General features: G+C 67.3%; 11 protein-coding genes. 3 read left to right on the top strand and 8 right to left on the bottom strand.

Annotated features, from left to right (window positions below):
• Positions 1 to 73: 73 nt before the first annotated feature.
• Together KQY30_RS33780 and KQY30_RS33785 are read left to right on the top strand one after the other, a co-directional pair.
• A complete protein-coding gene (locus KQY30_RS33780) occupies positions 74 to 697 on the top strand; it encodes a copper resistance CopC family protein (RefSeq protein ID WP_217310318.1) in 624 nt (207 codons plus the stop codon).
• Positions 687 to 2,741 (top strand): bifunctional copper resistance protein CopD/cytochrome c oxidase assembly protein, encoded by a 2,055-nt coding sequence (locus tag KQY30_RS33785; RefSeq protein WP_217310319.1) that lies wholly within the window; start codon positions 687 to 689, stop codon positions 2,739 to 2,741. Before KQY30_RS33780 ends, KQY30_RS33785 begins: the two co-directional genes overlap by 11 nt.
• A 342-nt stretch (positions 2,742 to 3,083) precedes the next feature.
• Here the strand turns inward: KQY30_RS33785 and KQY30_RS33790 are convergent, their stop codons facing one another.
• The 6 genes from KQY30_RS33790 to KQY30_RS33815 all read right to left on the bottom strand — a co-directional run bounded on the left by KQY30_RS33790 (position 3,084) and on the right by KQY30_RS33815 (position 10,087).
• Positions 3,084 to 4,118, bottom strand: coding sequence for a terpene synthase family protein (locus KQY30_RS33790; protein WP_217310320.1), 1,035 nt, complete (start codon positions 4,116 to 4,118; stop codon positions 3,084 to 3,086).
• Positions 4,033 to 5,352: a cation:proton antiporter gene (locus KQY30_RS33795; RefSeq protein WP_217310321.1), complete on the bottom strand. Its 1,320-nt coding sequence runs from the start codon at positions 5,350 to 5,352 to the stop codon at positions 4,033 to 4,035. The genes KQY30_RS33790 and KQY30_RS33795 overlap by 86 nt, the downstream gene beginning before the upstream one ends.
• Positions 5,353 to 5,471: 119 nt before the next feature.
• On the bottom strand, positions 5,472 to 7,229 hold the full coding sequence (locus KQY30_RS33800; RefSeq protein WP_217310322.1) for an NAD(P)/FAD-dependent oxidoreductase: 1,758 nt from the start codon (positions 7,227 to 7,229) through the stop codon (positions 5,472 to 5,474).
• Complete coding sequence (locus tag KQY30_RS33805; RefSeq protein ID WP_367997459.1) at positions 7,226 to 7,930, bottom strand: flavin reductase family protein; 705 nt, start codon at positions 7,928 to 7,930, stop codon at positions 7,226 to 7,228. Before KQY30_RS33805 ends, KQY30_RS33800 begins: the two co-directional genes overlap by 4 nt.
• On the bottom strand, positions 7,851 to 8,867 hold the full coding sequence (locus tag KQY30_RS33810) for a cyclopropane-fatty-acyl-phospholipid synthase family protein (protein ID WP_254407452.1): 1,017 nt from the start codon (positions 8,865 to 8,867) through the stop codon (positions 7,851 to 7,853). The genes KQY30_RS33805 and KQY30_RS33810 overlap by 80 nt, the downstream gene beginning before the upstream one ends.
• 833 nt (positions 8,868 to 9,700) lie before the next feature.
• Positions 9,701 to 10,087, bottom strand: a complete 387-nt coding sequence (locus KQY30_RS33815; RefSeq protein WP_217310324.1) for a metalloregulator ArsR/SmtB family transcription factor — start codon at positions 10,085 to 10,087, stop codon at positions 9,701 to 9,703.
• 96 nt (positions 10,088 to 10,183) lie between these two features.
• On the opposite strand from KQY30_RS33815, the gene KQY30_RS33820 reads away from it, so the two are divergent.
• On the top strand, positions 10,184 to 12,202 hold the full coding sequence (locus tag KQY30_RS33820) for a heavy metal translocating P-type ATPase (protein WP_217310325.1): 2,019 nt from the start codon (positions 10,184 to 10,186) through the stop codon (positions 12,200 to 12,202).
• Between the two features lie 246 nt (positions 12,203 to 12,448).
• Here KQY30_RS33820 and KQY30_RS33825 read toward each other — a convergent pair whose 3' ends face one another.
• Together KQY30_RS33825 and KQY30_RS33830 are read right to left on the bottom strand one after the other, a co-directional pair.
• Positions 12,449 to 12,931, bottom strand: a complete 483-nt coding sequence (locus KQY30_RS33825) for a nitroreductase family deazaflavin-dependent oxidoreductase (protein WP_217310326.1) — start codon at positions 12,929 to 12,931, stop codon at positions 12,449 to 12,451.
• Between the two features lie 164 nt (positions 12,932 to 13,095).
• The gene (locus KQY30_RS33830; protein ID WP_217310327.1) at positions 13,096 to 14,070 is read right to left on the bottom strand and encodes a zinc-binding alcohol dehydrogenase family protein; all 975 of its coding nucleotides are present in this window, start codon (positions 14,068 to 14,070) and stop codon (positions 13,096 to 13,098) included.
• Positions 14,071 to 14,085: the final 15 nt, after the last annotated feature.

The following is a 14,085-nucleotide window of genomic DNA, read 5'->3' on the forward strand; positions in this document are numbered from 1 at the left end:
GAGGCGGCCCGCTGCCACCGGTAGCAGCCGCCAAGCCCCGACCGCACTGGCCGGTCGGAGTGAAGGCATTGTCATGACCCCATTGCCACGTACGTGGGCGATCACGATGGGGGCGCTGGCCGGCGCCGTCCTCGGCGCCGCAGCCGTCCTCGCACCACCCGCCCACGCACACACCGCGCTCAACTCCACCGATCCGGCCGACGGATCGACACTCTCCGTACCGCCCGAGCAGATCGCGCTGACGTTCAACGAGGAGATGGGCGGCGCGTACGCCCGTGTGGCCGTGACCGGACCCGACGGCCGCTCCGTTACGAGCGGGAGTGCGACGGCCAAAGGGCAAACCGTGCGGCAGGCACTGTCGGCCACCGCTTCCGCCGGCCGCTACACCGTCGCGTTCCGTGTTGTGTCCACCGACGGCCATCCCGTCACCGGAAGCCTCACGTACACCCTTGCCCCCGCGCCTTCGCCAAGCGTCGGTGCCACTGCCGTCGGTCCGATCGGTCCGATGAAAACGGCCCCTCCGACGGCCGCTCCAAGCCCGCAAGCCGCGACCACCGCGGCCAGTGCCAGTGCCAGTGCCAGTGGAAAGGACCTTGGCGTCTCGACGGCAGCGGTAGTGGGCAGTGTGGTGCTGATCGTCGCCGCGGGTGCCACGGTATTCGGGCTGAGGCAACGGCGAGGCCGCTATGGTGCTTGATCACGTCCTCCGGCGCTCAGCTCTGCGTCCGCCGCTGCTGGCCGCCGTCGCTCTGTCCGCCGCCGGCGCCGCGACCCTCGGAGCCGTCTGGTTCGGAGGAGGAGTTCCCGAAGCGCTGCCCGGACTTCCCGACGCCGGACCGGTCACCTCCTGGGGCCTGCCACTGGCCAGGACCACCGCGAACCTGGCCGCCGTACTCACCGTGGGCTGTCTGCTCCTGGTGACGGCCCTGCTGCCCACCGGGCCGTATCGCTTGACTCAAGAGCGGCAGCGCGCACTGACCTGTGCCTGGGGCGCGGCCGGACTCTGGCTCGCCGCCACCGTCGCGACGCTGCTGCTGACCGCCTCGGACCTGCTGGCCCAACCGGTCGGGCAGGTCCTGGAACCCCGCCTGCTGACGAATCTCGCCGTCTCACTGCCTCAGGGGCGCTCCCTTGCGCTGACCGCCTGTGCGACGCTGGCACTCGTCACCTTCGGCCCCGGCGTCACCACCGTACGGGGCGCGCGTGTGGCTCTGTTGATCGCGCTCGCCGCCCTGGTCCCGCCCGCGTTCACCGGACACTCCGCCTCAGCAGGAAACCACGACGCGGCCGTCATCAGCCTGGCCGTGCACATCGTGGCCGCCACCGTCTGGATCGCCGGACTCGTCGCTGTCGCCGCCACCGCCGTGCGGGCCCGCGGCCACGCGGTAGGGGTCGCCGGCAAGTTCAGCGCGCTTGCCGGGTGGTGTCTGCTCGCCGTCGCCGCGTCCGGCATCGTCAACGCGCTCATCCGCGTCGACTCGCCGACCCGGCTCATCTCCACCTCGTACGGACAACTGCTCATCGCCAAGACGATCGCGCTGGTCGTACTCGCGGCCTGTGGGGCCTGGCACCGACGCCGTACCCTGCGTGCGCTGGAAGCCGGGCGCCGGGCTGTGTTCGTGCGTCTCGCCGTCGTGGAACTGCTGCTGATGGCCATCACGGTCGGGCTGGCCGTAGGTCTGTCCCGCAGTCCCGCGCCCGCCACCGAGCCTCTGCCCTACTCGGCGGCGCGTGAGCTGATCGGCTATCAGATGCCCGCCCCCGTCAACGCCCTCCGGCTACTGACCGAATGGCGCTTCGATCCGGTCTTCGCGCTGATCGTCACCGTCGCGGCCCTCGCGTACTGGCGCGGTGTACGCCGTCTCACGGCACGCGGCGATGCCTGGCCGCCGGGACGCACGGTGGCCTGGATGCTGGGCCTGTTCGCCCTGACCTTGTGCACCATGAGCGGTCTGGCCACCTACGGCCGCGTCATGTTCAGCGTCCATATGGGGCAGCACATGGCGATGGCCATGGTCGTGCCGATCCTTCTGGTCCTCGGTGCGCCGATCACCCTGACCCTGCGGGCCCTGCGCCCTGCTCCCAGAGGCGGCAGAGCGGGGGTGCGCGAACTGCTGCTGAGGATTCTGCACAGCCGGATCAACTCGGCGATCACGCACCCGGTGGCCGCCATGGCACTCTTCATCGGCAGCTCGTTCGTGGTCTACTTCACGCCGCTCTTCGAAATCGCCATGCGCAACCATCTGGGTCACCTGGCGATGCAGTTGCACTTTCTCGCCATGGGTCTGCTGTTCTTCTGGGTGATCATCGGCATAGACCCGGCTCCGCGACGCATTCCGCACTTCGCGAAGCTGATCATCCTCGTCATCACGATGCCCTTCCACTCCTTCTTCTCCATCGCCCTGATGAGTTCCACCGATCTGATCGGCGGTGACTACTTTCAGGCGGTGGAACGTGTTTGGGGCGCCACCCTGGCCGACGACCAGTACCGGGCCGGCGCCATCGCCTGGGCCACCGGCGACATCCCCATGCTGATCACCACCATCACCTTGGCAGCCCAGTGGGTCCGCTCGGACGCCCGGGAGGCCAAACGAATCGACCGGGCCATCGACCGCGGCGACGGCAAGGACCCGCTCACCGCGTACAACGCGTACCTCGCCGCACTCCACGGGCGCGACCGAGCCACCGGCCAACTCCAACCCGACAGGCGGCACTCGAACTCAGCGAGCCCCGAGGAATAAGCACGGCCCTGGGCTGGAGTAGCCCGTACGTCTTGTCGGCCGTCAAAGTCGGCGCTGTGCGGCCGGGCCCGGTCTCTTGCAAGCTATCGCCGGCGGCCGGAGGCAGGAGGACCTCCGGCCGCCGGGTCAAATGCCAGGGCAGTGGACTCCGTTCGTACAGTCGCCGGCTCTCCGTTCAGCGCGCCGAGCGGAGCGGTGGCGCCTGCGGAGTGCCTCACCTCGCGACATTCTGGGCCCAGTCACCGCCTGATCCGTGCACGACCACAGCCCGCGACACAACTGATCACGGTATCCGGGAAGGCAGGTATTGGCAAAGCCTTGGTTGCTCTCCGTGTTTCCGGTTCAGTCGTACATCTTCTCCTTTGGTTCGATCCAGATTCGAGCCGCTTTCACCGACCTACCGTCGTGGTTGTCTCCGAAGTATCGTGTTGTGAGCTGTGACCAGCGCAGATTTCCTGTCATCAGAAACTCCAGCCCTTCGAGGTAGGTCTGAACATCCTTCCGTTTCCCCATAGGAAGAAGCAGAATCTTCTCGCGAGCCTGAACGTACTCTGCCTCTGCCAGATGGATCTCATCCACCAGCCGGTCTACCGCCCCCTGAAGCGTGTATCCATCGTGCGTCATCCATACCAGGATCGCGTTCTTCTCTTCCGTGTGGTCTATCTCTTTTGGGAATGAGTAAAGGTCGTTGACCAGTGCCACATGCCGCATCGCCGGAATCCTTGCCTCCAGGATCGGATTCGAAGACGTCAAATCCCCCAGGAGGATTCCTGCCTGATACTCGATCGTGTCCGTCAGCCACCACCCGTAGATGTTGGTCAGCCGCTCTTCGATGTAGTCCTCGTAGGTGCGCACATGCTTCTTCGCCCGGTCGATCGCTTCGAAGTAGTGCGAGTCGGCCAGCTCCCGCCACCGCCACCGCAATCGTGCAGACAGCAGCGGGTCCTGCCGCTCGGTCAGCTCGATTGTCTCCCATGCGACGGAGAAGACCGGATTTCCCGGCCCAGGTGCTTTGAGGTCGAACAGCCTCCACCACCTGTCGTGCAAACCCTTCGCGGCTTCGGCCGATGCTTGGATCTGTGGTCTGGAGAACGTGTCGTCCAGCACCACGATCGACATCATCGACCGGTGCGTATTCGCTTTCCGGTCCGGCAGGGAACGCGGATACACCATGCAGGCAAAGTGACAGATGCGCTGCCGTTCGTACCGTTTGGCGAGCTCCTCGGAGCCGAAGTACTCCAGCAAGCGCCCCCATGCCCATGTGTTGGTGTCCGCGTCCAGTTCAGCGCAGTCAGGCCGTACCTCTTCTCTCAGGTTGGTGATCACGTCCGGCATCAAGAACGACTGGCCGTACAGCGCGCTGCGATCGATGGGCATGACGAAACTCCTTGTCCGGAATGAGGGGGCCTGCCATGGCGGTGGTGACCAGGGCCATGAGAACCATCATGGTGAACATGCGTGTGTCGAGGACGCCCATTCTCAAACCGGCATTGAGAATGATCAGTTCGGTCAGGCCTCGCGTGTTCATCAGCACACCTATAGTGGCCGCCTCCGGCCAGGTCATGCCGGAGATGCGAGCGGCCGCGGTGGCGCCCCCGAGCTTTCCCGCACAGGCGACGGCGACAATGCCCACCAGTTGGGGCACGTCGCCTCCGAGGTCCGTGACATTCACAGTCAGGCCGGTGGTGACGAAGAAGATGGGCATGAGCAGGGCAGTGACGTTTTCCAAGGGAGTTCTGAGGTTCGATTCGAGGGGTTTTGCCAACCCGCGAGGCATGGCCAGGCCGAAGGCGAAGGCGCCGAATATGGCATCCAGGCCGATCTGGTTGGTGACGTAGGCAGAGATAAACGCTCCCGCCACTACGACGGCGATGACTTGCGGGGAGATGGTGTCGTTGCGCGTCATGCGACTGATCAGGCGTCGCAGGACCGGCCGTACGGCCAGACAGAGAACCGCCGCGTACAGGGCGGTGCAGCCCAGGAGCTGCCACAACTCGGCCTGGCCGGAGGAGGCGGCCACGATGGATACAACGGCGAGTGCGCACCAGGCCAGGACGTCGCCAACGGCCGCGCTGGCCAGTGACAGGAGGCCGACGGACGTCGTCTGCAGTCGGTGTTCCACGATGATGCGCGCCAGTACGGGAAAGGCGGTGACAGCCATGGCAGTGCCGACGAACAGCGCGAAGGCGAGTTCTCCGACGCGGTGCTGATCGACGTTGGCGTGGTCGTGGTAGAGCCAGGTTGCCAGGGCAATACCGCCGACGAACGGCAGTGCCACCGATGACAGGGAGATGCCCAGTACGGTGCCGCCGCGGACGCGGAGATGCCTGAGATCCATCTCCCAGCCGACGAGGAACATAAACAGCAGGATTCCCACCTGGGCGATGGCCGACAGATTTGGGCGTACCGCCATGGGGAAAAGCGCGGTCGTCAGATGCCCGGGGAGCAGGCCGAGCAGACTCGGTCCCAGGACAATTCCTGTGGTGATCTCGGCGATTACTCTGGGCTGGCGCAGCCGCCGCAGGAGGGGAGCCAATACCGCGCCCATGACCAGTACGGCTGCCACGGCGGCAACAGTCTGGGCCAGGACCGATGCAGAGTTCTCAGTCATGCTCCCCCCTTAAGACCGATGGCGCGGGAGCGATCGCGGAACCCCGCGTCGCCGTAACTACTCGGTGGTCTGCGACGGTGTCGCTGCCTGACGGGCACCCGCACTGTTCCGGCCCGATATCAAGATGGATCCGCCTGGGCGTGTTCCTTCGCCTTCCAGTCGTTGTTCCAGGGCTTTACGCAGTCCCGGGTGTAAGGATGGATTACGTCATATGCCTGCCTTGCTTGACGTCGCAACTGCCTGGCTCCCTCGCCGAGCGCGCTGGGCACGGCGGCAGGAGAGAGGATTTCCACCGGTGCCCGGTGCTTGCTCCAGTACAGGAGACGCGCCACGTTCCCGATGGAGAGCTTGCCGATGGGGAGACGGGAATCCGGATCGGTCATGCCTTTGAAGAACGGCGGCGACCACGTGTGCAGCACGGGGTGTCGGTAGATCGCCTTCACCGTCTCGTCCGCCGTCTGCCGACCGTCCTTGTACGCCCGGAGCTCTTCGACAGTGTCGTCGAGGTACTGCTGGAGGGCGGGTTTGTCGGCCGAGAGAATACCTCGTTGCGGAGCCTGTTCCAGCCTGTCGAAAACCTTGGGGTCTTTGGTGCGCTGGTAACGGGTCCAGGTCTCCACGGGACTGAAGGTGCTGTAGGTCCCGAGGAGAACAAAGGGCCGGAAAGCGGCATTTACCAGCCTGATGTCTCCGGAGAAACTCGTGTACATGTTCCACGCGAGCTTGTCGGCGCAGTCGAAGGAACGCCTGGTCCATTCCTCGATGTAGGCGAAACGCTCCGCCGAGAAGTCGCCGTCCCGGCCGGCGTCGATCAGCCGGTGTGCCAGAGCATGGATACAGGACACCGTCACCAACAGCCCTGTGGAGTTGAGCGGATCGACGAACTCAGCCGCGTGCGGCAGCAAGCAGTAGCGTTCGCCCACGATGTGCCGGGCGGAGAACTGGTTCCGGCTGGACGCCATGTAGGGGCGGACGGGTCTGGCCTGTGCGAGTTGTGCTTTGACCGAGGGGAACCGCTCGATCACCTGCCAGAATTCGCGCTCCGGCGAAATCTCCGGATCGTAGGGGTATTTGTCGATGTCGAGGCTGATACCGACACTGCACAGTGAGCTGACCGACGTGCGGTGGTTGTCGAACGGGATCACCCACATCCAGCCCCCGTCGAAGACATGGTGGAGTGTCCCCTGGTGGAAGGGGAAGGGCAGGCCGTGCTCTTTGCGTGTCGGACCCACCGCGTCCCAGGGCAGAACGCCGGTCATGTGTGTGAACAGTGTGCGGGTCCGGGTCATGAACCGTGGTTCCATGTCCCGCAGCCCGAGCTGTCGCGGGACGAGCGCGTTGCGGCCGCCCGCGTCGATCACGTACCGGGCCGCCACCTGCTCACCGTTCTCTGCCTGGAGCGTGACGCCGTGGCTGGTGAAGTCCGCCTCCTTCACCCGTAGGCCGCTGCGTGGCGCCGCGCCGTACCGGATCGCCAGACCGTACAGATAGGCGTCGACATCCTGACGCAAGTAGTGCATGTCAGGGCCGAGGGGCGGCGGCAGGGTGGGACCCAGTATGGTGTCGCCGCCCCGGGCGGGTTCGCCGTCGTGATGCAGTACGTAGCAGAAGTGCCGCTTGACACCTACCGTGGGCACGACGCGCTGGAGGTCGCCGTACGATCCGAGGTGGGCGATCTCGGGAACCCGGTACCGCGCGGCGAGCAGACGCATGAGGAACGACATCTCCGGGACCGTCGACTCGCCGATGGCGAACCGGGGGTGGGGAGTTCCTTCGATCAGTACGACGTCCACGCCGTTGCGGGCGAGGATCGCGCCGAGCAGCGAGCCACCGAAGCCCCCGCCGATGATCGCGACGTCGTGCACGGTCTGTTTCATGGGGTGGCGCTCCTTGTCCTGTGTGGTGTGGTCCAGGGCTGGTACTGGCGTAGTCCGTAGAGAAGCGGGGCGCATGCGCGGTAGCGGCGGACACGGAGGACCTCCCCGAACACTGCCGTGTGGTCGCCCGCATCGTGCGTGTGGGAGACACCGCAGTCGGCGACGGTGTGCGCCGCGTCCGGGAGGTGTGGGCCACCGCTGTCGTCAGGTGTGGACCAGCGGACGCGGGAGAAGCGAAGGGGGTCGCCGGAGGAGAACAGTTCTGCGGCCTCCATGGCGTCGGACTGGAGAAGGTTGACGCTGAACAGCGAGTGCTGGAGTGCGGCTGCGAGAGTCGGGCCGCCCTGTCGCAGGCAGACCAGCAGAGTGGGCGGAGCAGTCGTCACACTGCACAAGGACGAACATGTCATCCCCCAGGGCAGGCCGCTCGTGTCGAAGGCAGTGACGACGGCGACCCCTGACGGAAAGGTCGCCATGAGGTCCCGGAAGCCGTCGGCCGAGACCAGCGACGAGCCGGACGAGTCGGCTCTCAGAGGTGGCCTCCGCTCTCCCGCCCCGGGTTGCGGGGGATGCTGGAATCCTGCGCTGGAGGTCGTGCTCCGACGCTGGCGGAATGGCGCTTCACTGGCCATGCCGGTCTCCTTGCGGCTGTCCGCGGTCGAAGTGGGCGATGACGCTGTGGGCGGAGACTCTGTCGGCATGCAGGGCCGCGCACATGTTGTCGGCCATGACACTGAGTTCTTCCAGGGGGCCGGTGACGCCGTGGGGGAAATGGTGTTCGATGTTGGCTTTGACTTGTTCGAACCAGTGGGCGACGTCGGCGTTGGAGGGCAGAACCCGTAGGTCGTCGATGGCGAAGCCGTGTTGCTCAAGTACGCGGATGAAGTGGGCGGGGGTCTTGCGGTTGCCACAGGCGACACGGTCCACGTCGTCGGGGATGGACGATCGGTAGCCGTCAAGGGTCTTGTAGAGGGTGTCGGAGATGATCACGGTGGTGCCGGAGCGCGCGCGTTCGGCGAGGGCGGCGACGGAGGCTTCGAAGACCTCGTTGGTGAAGTGCGTGTAGACGCCGCGGATGACGACAAGGTCGTAAGGGGTGTCGGCAGCGGGGAGATGGTCGATGTCCTGGCCGTCGCACAGGTAGAGGTTGACCCGGTGGGCCAGGTCGTGGTCGGCGAGGTAGTCGGCGCAGTAGGCGAGTTGGCGTTCGCTGATATTGACGGCGTCGATGCGCGGGCAGTCCGGGAAGCGGCGGGCGAGGAGGTAGGTGATGAAACCCCAGCCGCAGCCGAGGTCGAGGATGCGGTCGAAGCGCGGGCGGGGGCCTTCAAGCAGGCCGGCGAGGTGCAACTGCCGGTCGAAGAAACGAATCCCGGCCTCGCCGAGGCTGATGTCGCGCCGTGCGCCCTCGTAGATGCCCCACTCGAACAGACAGGTGTCACCGAGAGCTCTGCGCCAGTCCTCGGGGTCGTCGGCGTAGGTGTGGACGACCTTGTCGCGATACGGGTCGACCCGGGAGGTGGTGATCTCTGTGATCGTCGGCCTGGCCGGGGCGGTGGCGTCCATCGCGGTGGCTCCCGATGCGGGGGTGAGCCGGTGGCGGGCGGTGGCCACGGGCGTGCTGGGCACTGTTGTCATGGCGCGCTCTTTCCTGTCGGTTGTGGAAGGGCCTGGCACCGCATGCGCGGTGTGCGGGGGCTCAGGACGGCGCTCAGGGCGGGCCGGGGTTCCCGGCGTGATGTGGGGTGCAGGTGCCAGTGGGCGGCGATGGTGGCCAGGGTGAGCGTGGCCTGGGGCATGGCGAAGGTGTCGCCGACGCATTGGCTGTCGCCGATGCATTCGGCGGTCCGGCGCCGAAGCAGAGGAAGGGCGCGCGGGGCTGTTGCGGGTGGGTGGTCCCCGTCGTTTCAGCCCGGTCCGGGCAGTCCCACCAGGCCCAGGCGGGCGGGTACGGGTTCGAGAAGGGGGCGAGGGTGATACGGGCGTAGGCCGGCGGGCCGTGCTCGGCTTCTGACACCACTCCACTCATCGGCTCACCCCTGTTCAGCGATTGGCCTGCCGGAGATCCACGGGAGGATCGTCAGACGCTCGCCTTCAAGTAGGGCCTCAACAGCCGGGAACGGGAACCAGCCGGCACTGGGCACGGCGTTCACGCGTTGAACGCATGTGGCCGTGCACGTGGAGGCAGGGCCGTGGGCATTGGCGTAACCGACGTCTCCGGCGAGGCTCCCCAGCCTGGTCGACGGCGGCGGTGAGCGCCCGCGCCTGACCGACTTCGCGGATGAGCATGCGGGCGGCGTGGCCGGCCATCTGGTTCTCAGGAGCCGCAGTACTGCCCGATGGCACGCACTTCGATACGGGGTGTCCCTCGGTCCCCGTGACCGGTGGCGGGCCGAGTCCGGCGGCGAGCGTCGCGCCCCCGACGACTCCTTCTCCAGCTCCGTGAGCAGGAGGCCAGGGCGGCGTTCGGGTTATCGGCCTGTCACCGTGCCCGCCCGCTTCGTTTCGGCGGGGGCGTCGCGCAGTCCCAGGCGCAGGTGCTCCACGTGGTGCAGTGCTTGGTCGAGGAGCTCGGCGACGTGGTGGTCGTAGAGCGAGTAGACGATGGAGCGGCCGTTGCGCTCGCCGGTGACCAGCCCGAGGTTGCGTAGCAGACGGAGCTGGTGGGAGCAGGCGGACTGCTCCATGCCGACCGCCAGAGCCAGGTCGCCGGCCGAGCAGGGGCCTTCCCTCAGGCGGGCGAGGATGTACAGCCTCGAAGGGGTCGCGAGCGCTTGGAGGGTGGCGGCGACATCAGTGGCCCCTACCGCGTCCAGACGGTCGCGGGTGGTGGTGTTCTCGTCGACTCCATGGCCCATGGGTTCCATTCTACTGACGACAAATGAAGAAGTGTTCATATTTTCCTGTACTGTGGACGGGTCGTCCATGCCGACCGCGTAAAGGAACCCAGCCGCATGTTTTCCACCGTCACTGATCTCCCGGCGCGGTCCGCAGGCGAGCGGGGCTTGGTCGCACCTCGGCGGCGTACGCGCGTGTTCGCCCTTGCGGAGGCCCGCTGGGCGGCCGCCGCGCTCGTTCTCTTTCTGATCGCGCTGCCGCTCCAGCTCTTCAGCGCGCCGGCCTGGTCGTGGGGGCCGCTGTACGCACTCGCCTATGCGTCCGGTGGCTGGGAGCCCGCCCGGGCGGGGCTGCTGGCGCTCAAGGAGAAGACCCTCGATGTGGACCTGCTGATGATTGTCGCGGCGATCGGGGCCGCGGCGATCGGTCAGGTGATGGACGGGGCACTGCTGATCGTCATCTTCGCCACCTCCGGCGCGCTGGAGGCCCTGGCCACTGCCCGTACCGCCGACTCCGTACGCGGGCTGCTCGATCTCGCCCCCGCGACCGCGACCCGACTGCCGGCCGGCGGCGGGGAGGAGACGGTTGCCACCGAGGACCTCGCCGTCGGCGACACCATCCTGATCCGCCCCGGCGAACGGATCGGCGCCGACGGGCGGGTGCTCGACGGCGCGAGCGAGGTGGACCAGGCGACCATCACCGGTGAACCCCTGCCCGTGGCGAAGGAGACCGGCGACGAGGTGTTCGCGGGCACCCTCAACGGCACCGGCGCGCTGCGCGTACGGGTCGAACGCGACGCGTCGGACTCGGTGATCGCCCGGATCGTGGCGATGGTCGAGGAGGCGTCGGAGACGAAGGCTCCGACGCAGTTGTTCATCGAGAAGGTCGAGCAGCGGTATTCGGTCGGCATCGTCCTCGCCACTCTGGCGGTCTTCGCGGTCCCGCTGGGCTTCGGCGCGGACCTGACCGACTCACTGCTGCGGGCGATGACCTTCATGATCGTCGCCTCACCGTGCGCGGTGGTCCTCGCCACCATGCCGCCACTGCTCTCCGCCATCGCCAACGCGGGACGGCACGGAGTCCTGGTGAAGTCCGCAGTCGTCATGGAACGCCTCGGCCAGATCGACGCCGTGGCCCTGGACAAGACCGGCACACTCACCGAAGGCACCCCGCGGGTCACTGACATCCGTCCGCTCCGTCCGCTGACCGGCGCCGGACCGGACGGTGACGAACTGACCGAGGCCGCTTTGCTCAGCCTCGCGGCGGCGGCCGAACACCCCAGCGAACACCCGCTGGCCCGGGCCATCGTCGACGCCGCCCGTGAACGCGGCCTCGGTATCCCGGACGCTCATGAATTCACCTCCGCCCCCGGCATCGGCGTGACGGCCGTCATCGCGGGCCGCACGGTCTCCATCGGCACACCCGCACGCCTCCTCGAAGACACCACCGATCCGAAGACCGCCGACGTCGGCGCGATCGTCGGCGAATTGGAGGGCGGAGGCCGCACTGTGGTCCTCGTCCTCCGAGACGGTGTACCCGTTGGCATCCTCGGGATCGCCGACCGTCTGCGCCCCGACGCCGCAGCCACCGTCGCCTCCCTCACCGCCCTGACCGGCAGGGCGCCCGTACTGCTGACCGGCGACAACCCGCGCGCAGCCGCCCACCTCGCCGCCCAGGCCGGCATCACCGACGTACGGGCGGGACTGCTGCCCCAGGACAAGGTCACCGCCGTACGCGAACAGGAGGCGGCGGGACGCAAAGTGCTGGTGGTCGGCGACGGCGTCAACGACGCCCCCGCCCTGGCCGCCGCCCACACCGGCATCGCCATGGGCCGGGCGGGATCGGACCTGGCCCTGGAGACCGCCGACGCCGTCATCGTCCGCGATGAGCTCGCCACCGTGCCCACGGTCGTCGCCCTCTCCCGCGCCGCACGCCGCCTCGTGGTCCAGAACCTGGTCATCGCCGGGCTGTTCATCTCCGGCCTCGTCGTCTGGGACCTCGTCGGACACCTGCCGCTGCCGCTCGGCGTCCTGGGCCACGAAGGCTCCACCGTCATCGTCGGCCTCAACGGCCTGCGGCTGCTGCGCGACGCGGCCTGGCGCCGCGCCGCTGCCCTGGACGGTAACGGCAGGTGATCCGCCGCCATGCGCCAAGCCCCTCCCGGGAGCACGTCCCCCGGCCACTGAGGGCAGGTGAGCCTTCGGGGGTTGGCGGCGGAGGCAGGAGCGTTGGCCCGTCTCGCGGGACCTCGCCTCTGTCTCACCTGACCTTGTTTCGTTCGCATTCCGGGAACAAGGCCAGGTGAGCCTGTCCAGGGCGGCGCCGGACCCTGTCCCCGGCCGCGCGGCGCCCTGCCGGGCCGGGCGGGTGAGGTCCGGAGCTCAGTTCCCCGTCGGCGACGGGGCGTTCGCCGGCCCGGCCAGGTGATCGGGTTCGAGTACGAAGACGGGGATCACGCGGTCGGTTTTCTCCTGGTATTCGGCGTACGGCGGATACGCGGCGACCGCGCGCTGCCACCACTGCGCCTTCTCGTCCCCGGTGAGCTCACGGGCCGTCATGCCCTGGAGTTCGGGGCCGTCCTGGACATCCACCCGCGGGTCGGCCCTGAGATTGAAGTACCAGACCGGGTGGTGCGGGAAGCCGCCCTTCGAGGCCACCGCCGCGTACCGCCCCTCGTGCTCCACGCGCATCAGTGGAATCTTGCGGATCCTGCCGCTCTTCACGCCGCGCATCGTGACAATGACGACCGGCAGACCCGTGTCCCAGAGCGTTGTGCCCTGCGTGCCACCCGAACTCTCATACAGCTCGACCTGATCGCGCACCCACTGCGCCGGACTCGGCTCGTACTCGCCCTCAAGAGGCATCGCATTCACTCCATCGTGGTGTACGGATTATGCCGGGCCAGTCCAACACAAGCCCCGTACGCAGGGGAGACCGCCGCCCCGGCTCCGCCGCCGACAACTTCACGTGGGACAGGCTGGTGAACTCGGTAGGCAGGCAGTGCTCCGCAGGTGCAGTGCCCCGCAGGTCAATCGTGGACGACGACCATCTTGCCCCCGGCCTCGCCGGCCTCCATCACACGATGTGCCTCCCGTATCTCCTCGAAACGGAACACGCGTGAGGGCTTCGCCTTCAAACGGCCCGCCGCCACCCGCTCCGCGATCGTCTGGAGCGGCACATCGGACAGTGGGAAGCCGGGCTTCCCGAAGGCGAAGCTGCCGAAGAAGGTCAGACAGACACCACTCGCCATTTGCAGCAGGGGGTTGAAGTCGGTGATCGGGTCGAGACCCCCGAGCCAGCCCGCCAGACATGCCCGGCCGCCTCGCCGCAGCATCTCCAGAGAATCGAGGACGGTGCTGTTTCCCACGAGATCGAGTACGGCGTCGATGTGCTTGGCTTCCTTGATCCGTTCGGAAAGGCCGGGGCCCTCCAGCTCGGCTCGTTCCACACCGAGCCTCTCCAGCAAGGGGAACCGCTCAGGATTGCGGGAAGTGCCAATGACGTGCACGCCGGCATCGACCGCGAGACCGACCGCGGCCCGGCCGAAGGCCGAGGTCGCACCCCGGATGACGAGCGTCTGCCCGGAAGTGATCTCCAGATTGCGGAACAGGCACGTCCAGGCGGTCGCGTAGGTCTCCGGGATCGCGGCCAGTTCGGCCCAGGAAAGGCCGGATTCGATGACCGCCACGTTCGACGCCGGGACCCTCGTGTATTCGGCGTAGCTGCCGTTGATGGTACGACCGAGGCCGCCCATCAGCGCCGCGACCTTCGCGCCGACCGGGAACTCGCCACCGGGGCAGGATTTCACCAGGCCGACACACTCGATACCGCTGACCCTGGCGGCTTCGGCCCACTCGCCCCTGCGCATATGCATCTCGGCGTGGTTCAGGCCGAACGCCTTTATCCCGATGACGACATGACCGTCGAGCGGTTCGGGTTCCGGCAGTTCCGTATAGACGAGGCTGTCCGGTCCGCCGAATTTCTCGATGACGATGGCACGCATGTTTTCCCTCCGAGG

The sequence above is a fragment of the Streptomyces sp. GMY02 genome (genome assembly GCF_019056675.1).
GTDB lineage: Bacteria > Actinomycetota > Actinomycetes > Streptomycetales > Streptomycetaceae > Streptomyces > Streptomyces odonnellii.

Excerpts from the sequence above, each read along its gene's own strand:
- KQY30_RS33810 (WP_254407452.1), bottom strand. The coding sequence starts at position 8,867 with ATGACAACAGTGCCCAGCACGCCCGTGGCCACCGCCCGCCACCGGCTC.
- KQY30_RS33800 (WP_217310322.1), bottom strand. The coding sequence starts at position 7,229 with ATGAAACAGACCGTGCACGACGTCGCGATCATCGGCGGGGGCTTCGGT.
- KQY30_RS33815 (WP_217310324.1), bottom strand. The coding sequence starts at position 10,087 with ATGGGCCATGGAGTCGACGAGAACACCACCACCCGCGACCGTCTGGAC.
- KQY30_RS33830 (WP_217310327.1), bottom strand. The coding sequence starts at position 14,070 with ATGCGTGCCATCGTCATCGAGAAATTCGGCGGACCGGACAGCCTCGTC.
- KQY30_RS33825 (WP_217310326.1), bottom strand. The coding sequence starts at position 12,931 with ATGCCTCTTGAGGGCGAGTACGAGCCGAGTCCGGCGCAGTGGGTGCGC.
- KQY30_RS33780 (WP_217310318.1), top strand. The coding sequence starts at position 74 with ATGACCCCATTGCCACGTACGTGGGCGATCACGATGGGGGCGCTGGCC.
- KQY30_RS33790 (WP_217310320.1), bottom strand. The coding sequence starts at position 4,118 with ATGCCCATCGATCGCAGCGCGCTGTACGGCCAGTCGTTCTTGATGCCG.
- KQY30_RS33805 (WP_367997459.1), bottom strand. The coding sequence starts at position 7,930 with ATGCCGACAGAGTCTCCGCCCACAGCGTCATCGCCCACTTCGACCGCG.
- KQY30_RS33820 (WP_217310325.1), top strand. The coding sequence starts at position 10,184 with ATGTTTTCCACCGTCACTGATCTCCCGGCGCGGTCCGCAGGCGAGCGG.
- KQY30_RS33785 (WP_217310319.1), top strand. The coding sequence starts at position 687 with ATGGTGCTTGATCACGTCCTCCGGCGCTCAGCTCTGCGTCCGCCGCTG.
- KQY30_RS33795 (WP_217310321.1), bottom strand. The coding sequence starts at position 5,352 with ATGACTGAGAACTCTGCATCGGTCCTGGCCCAGACTGTTGCCGCCGTG.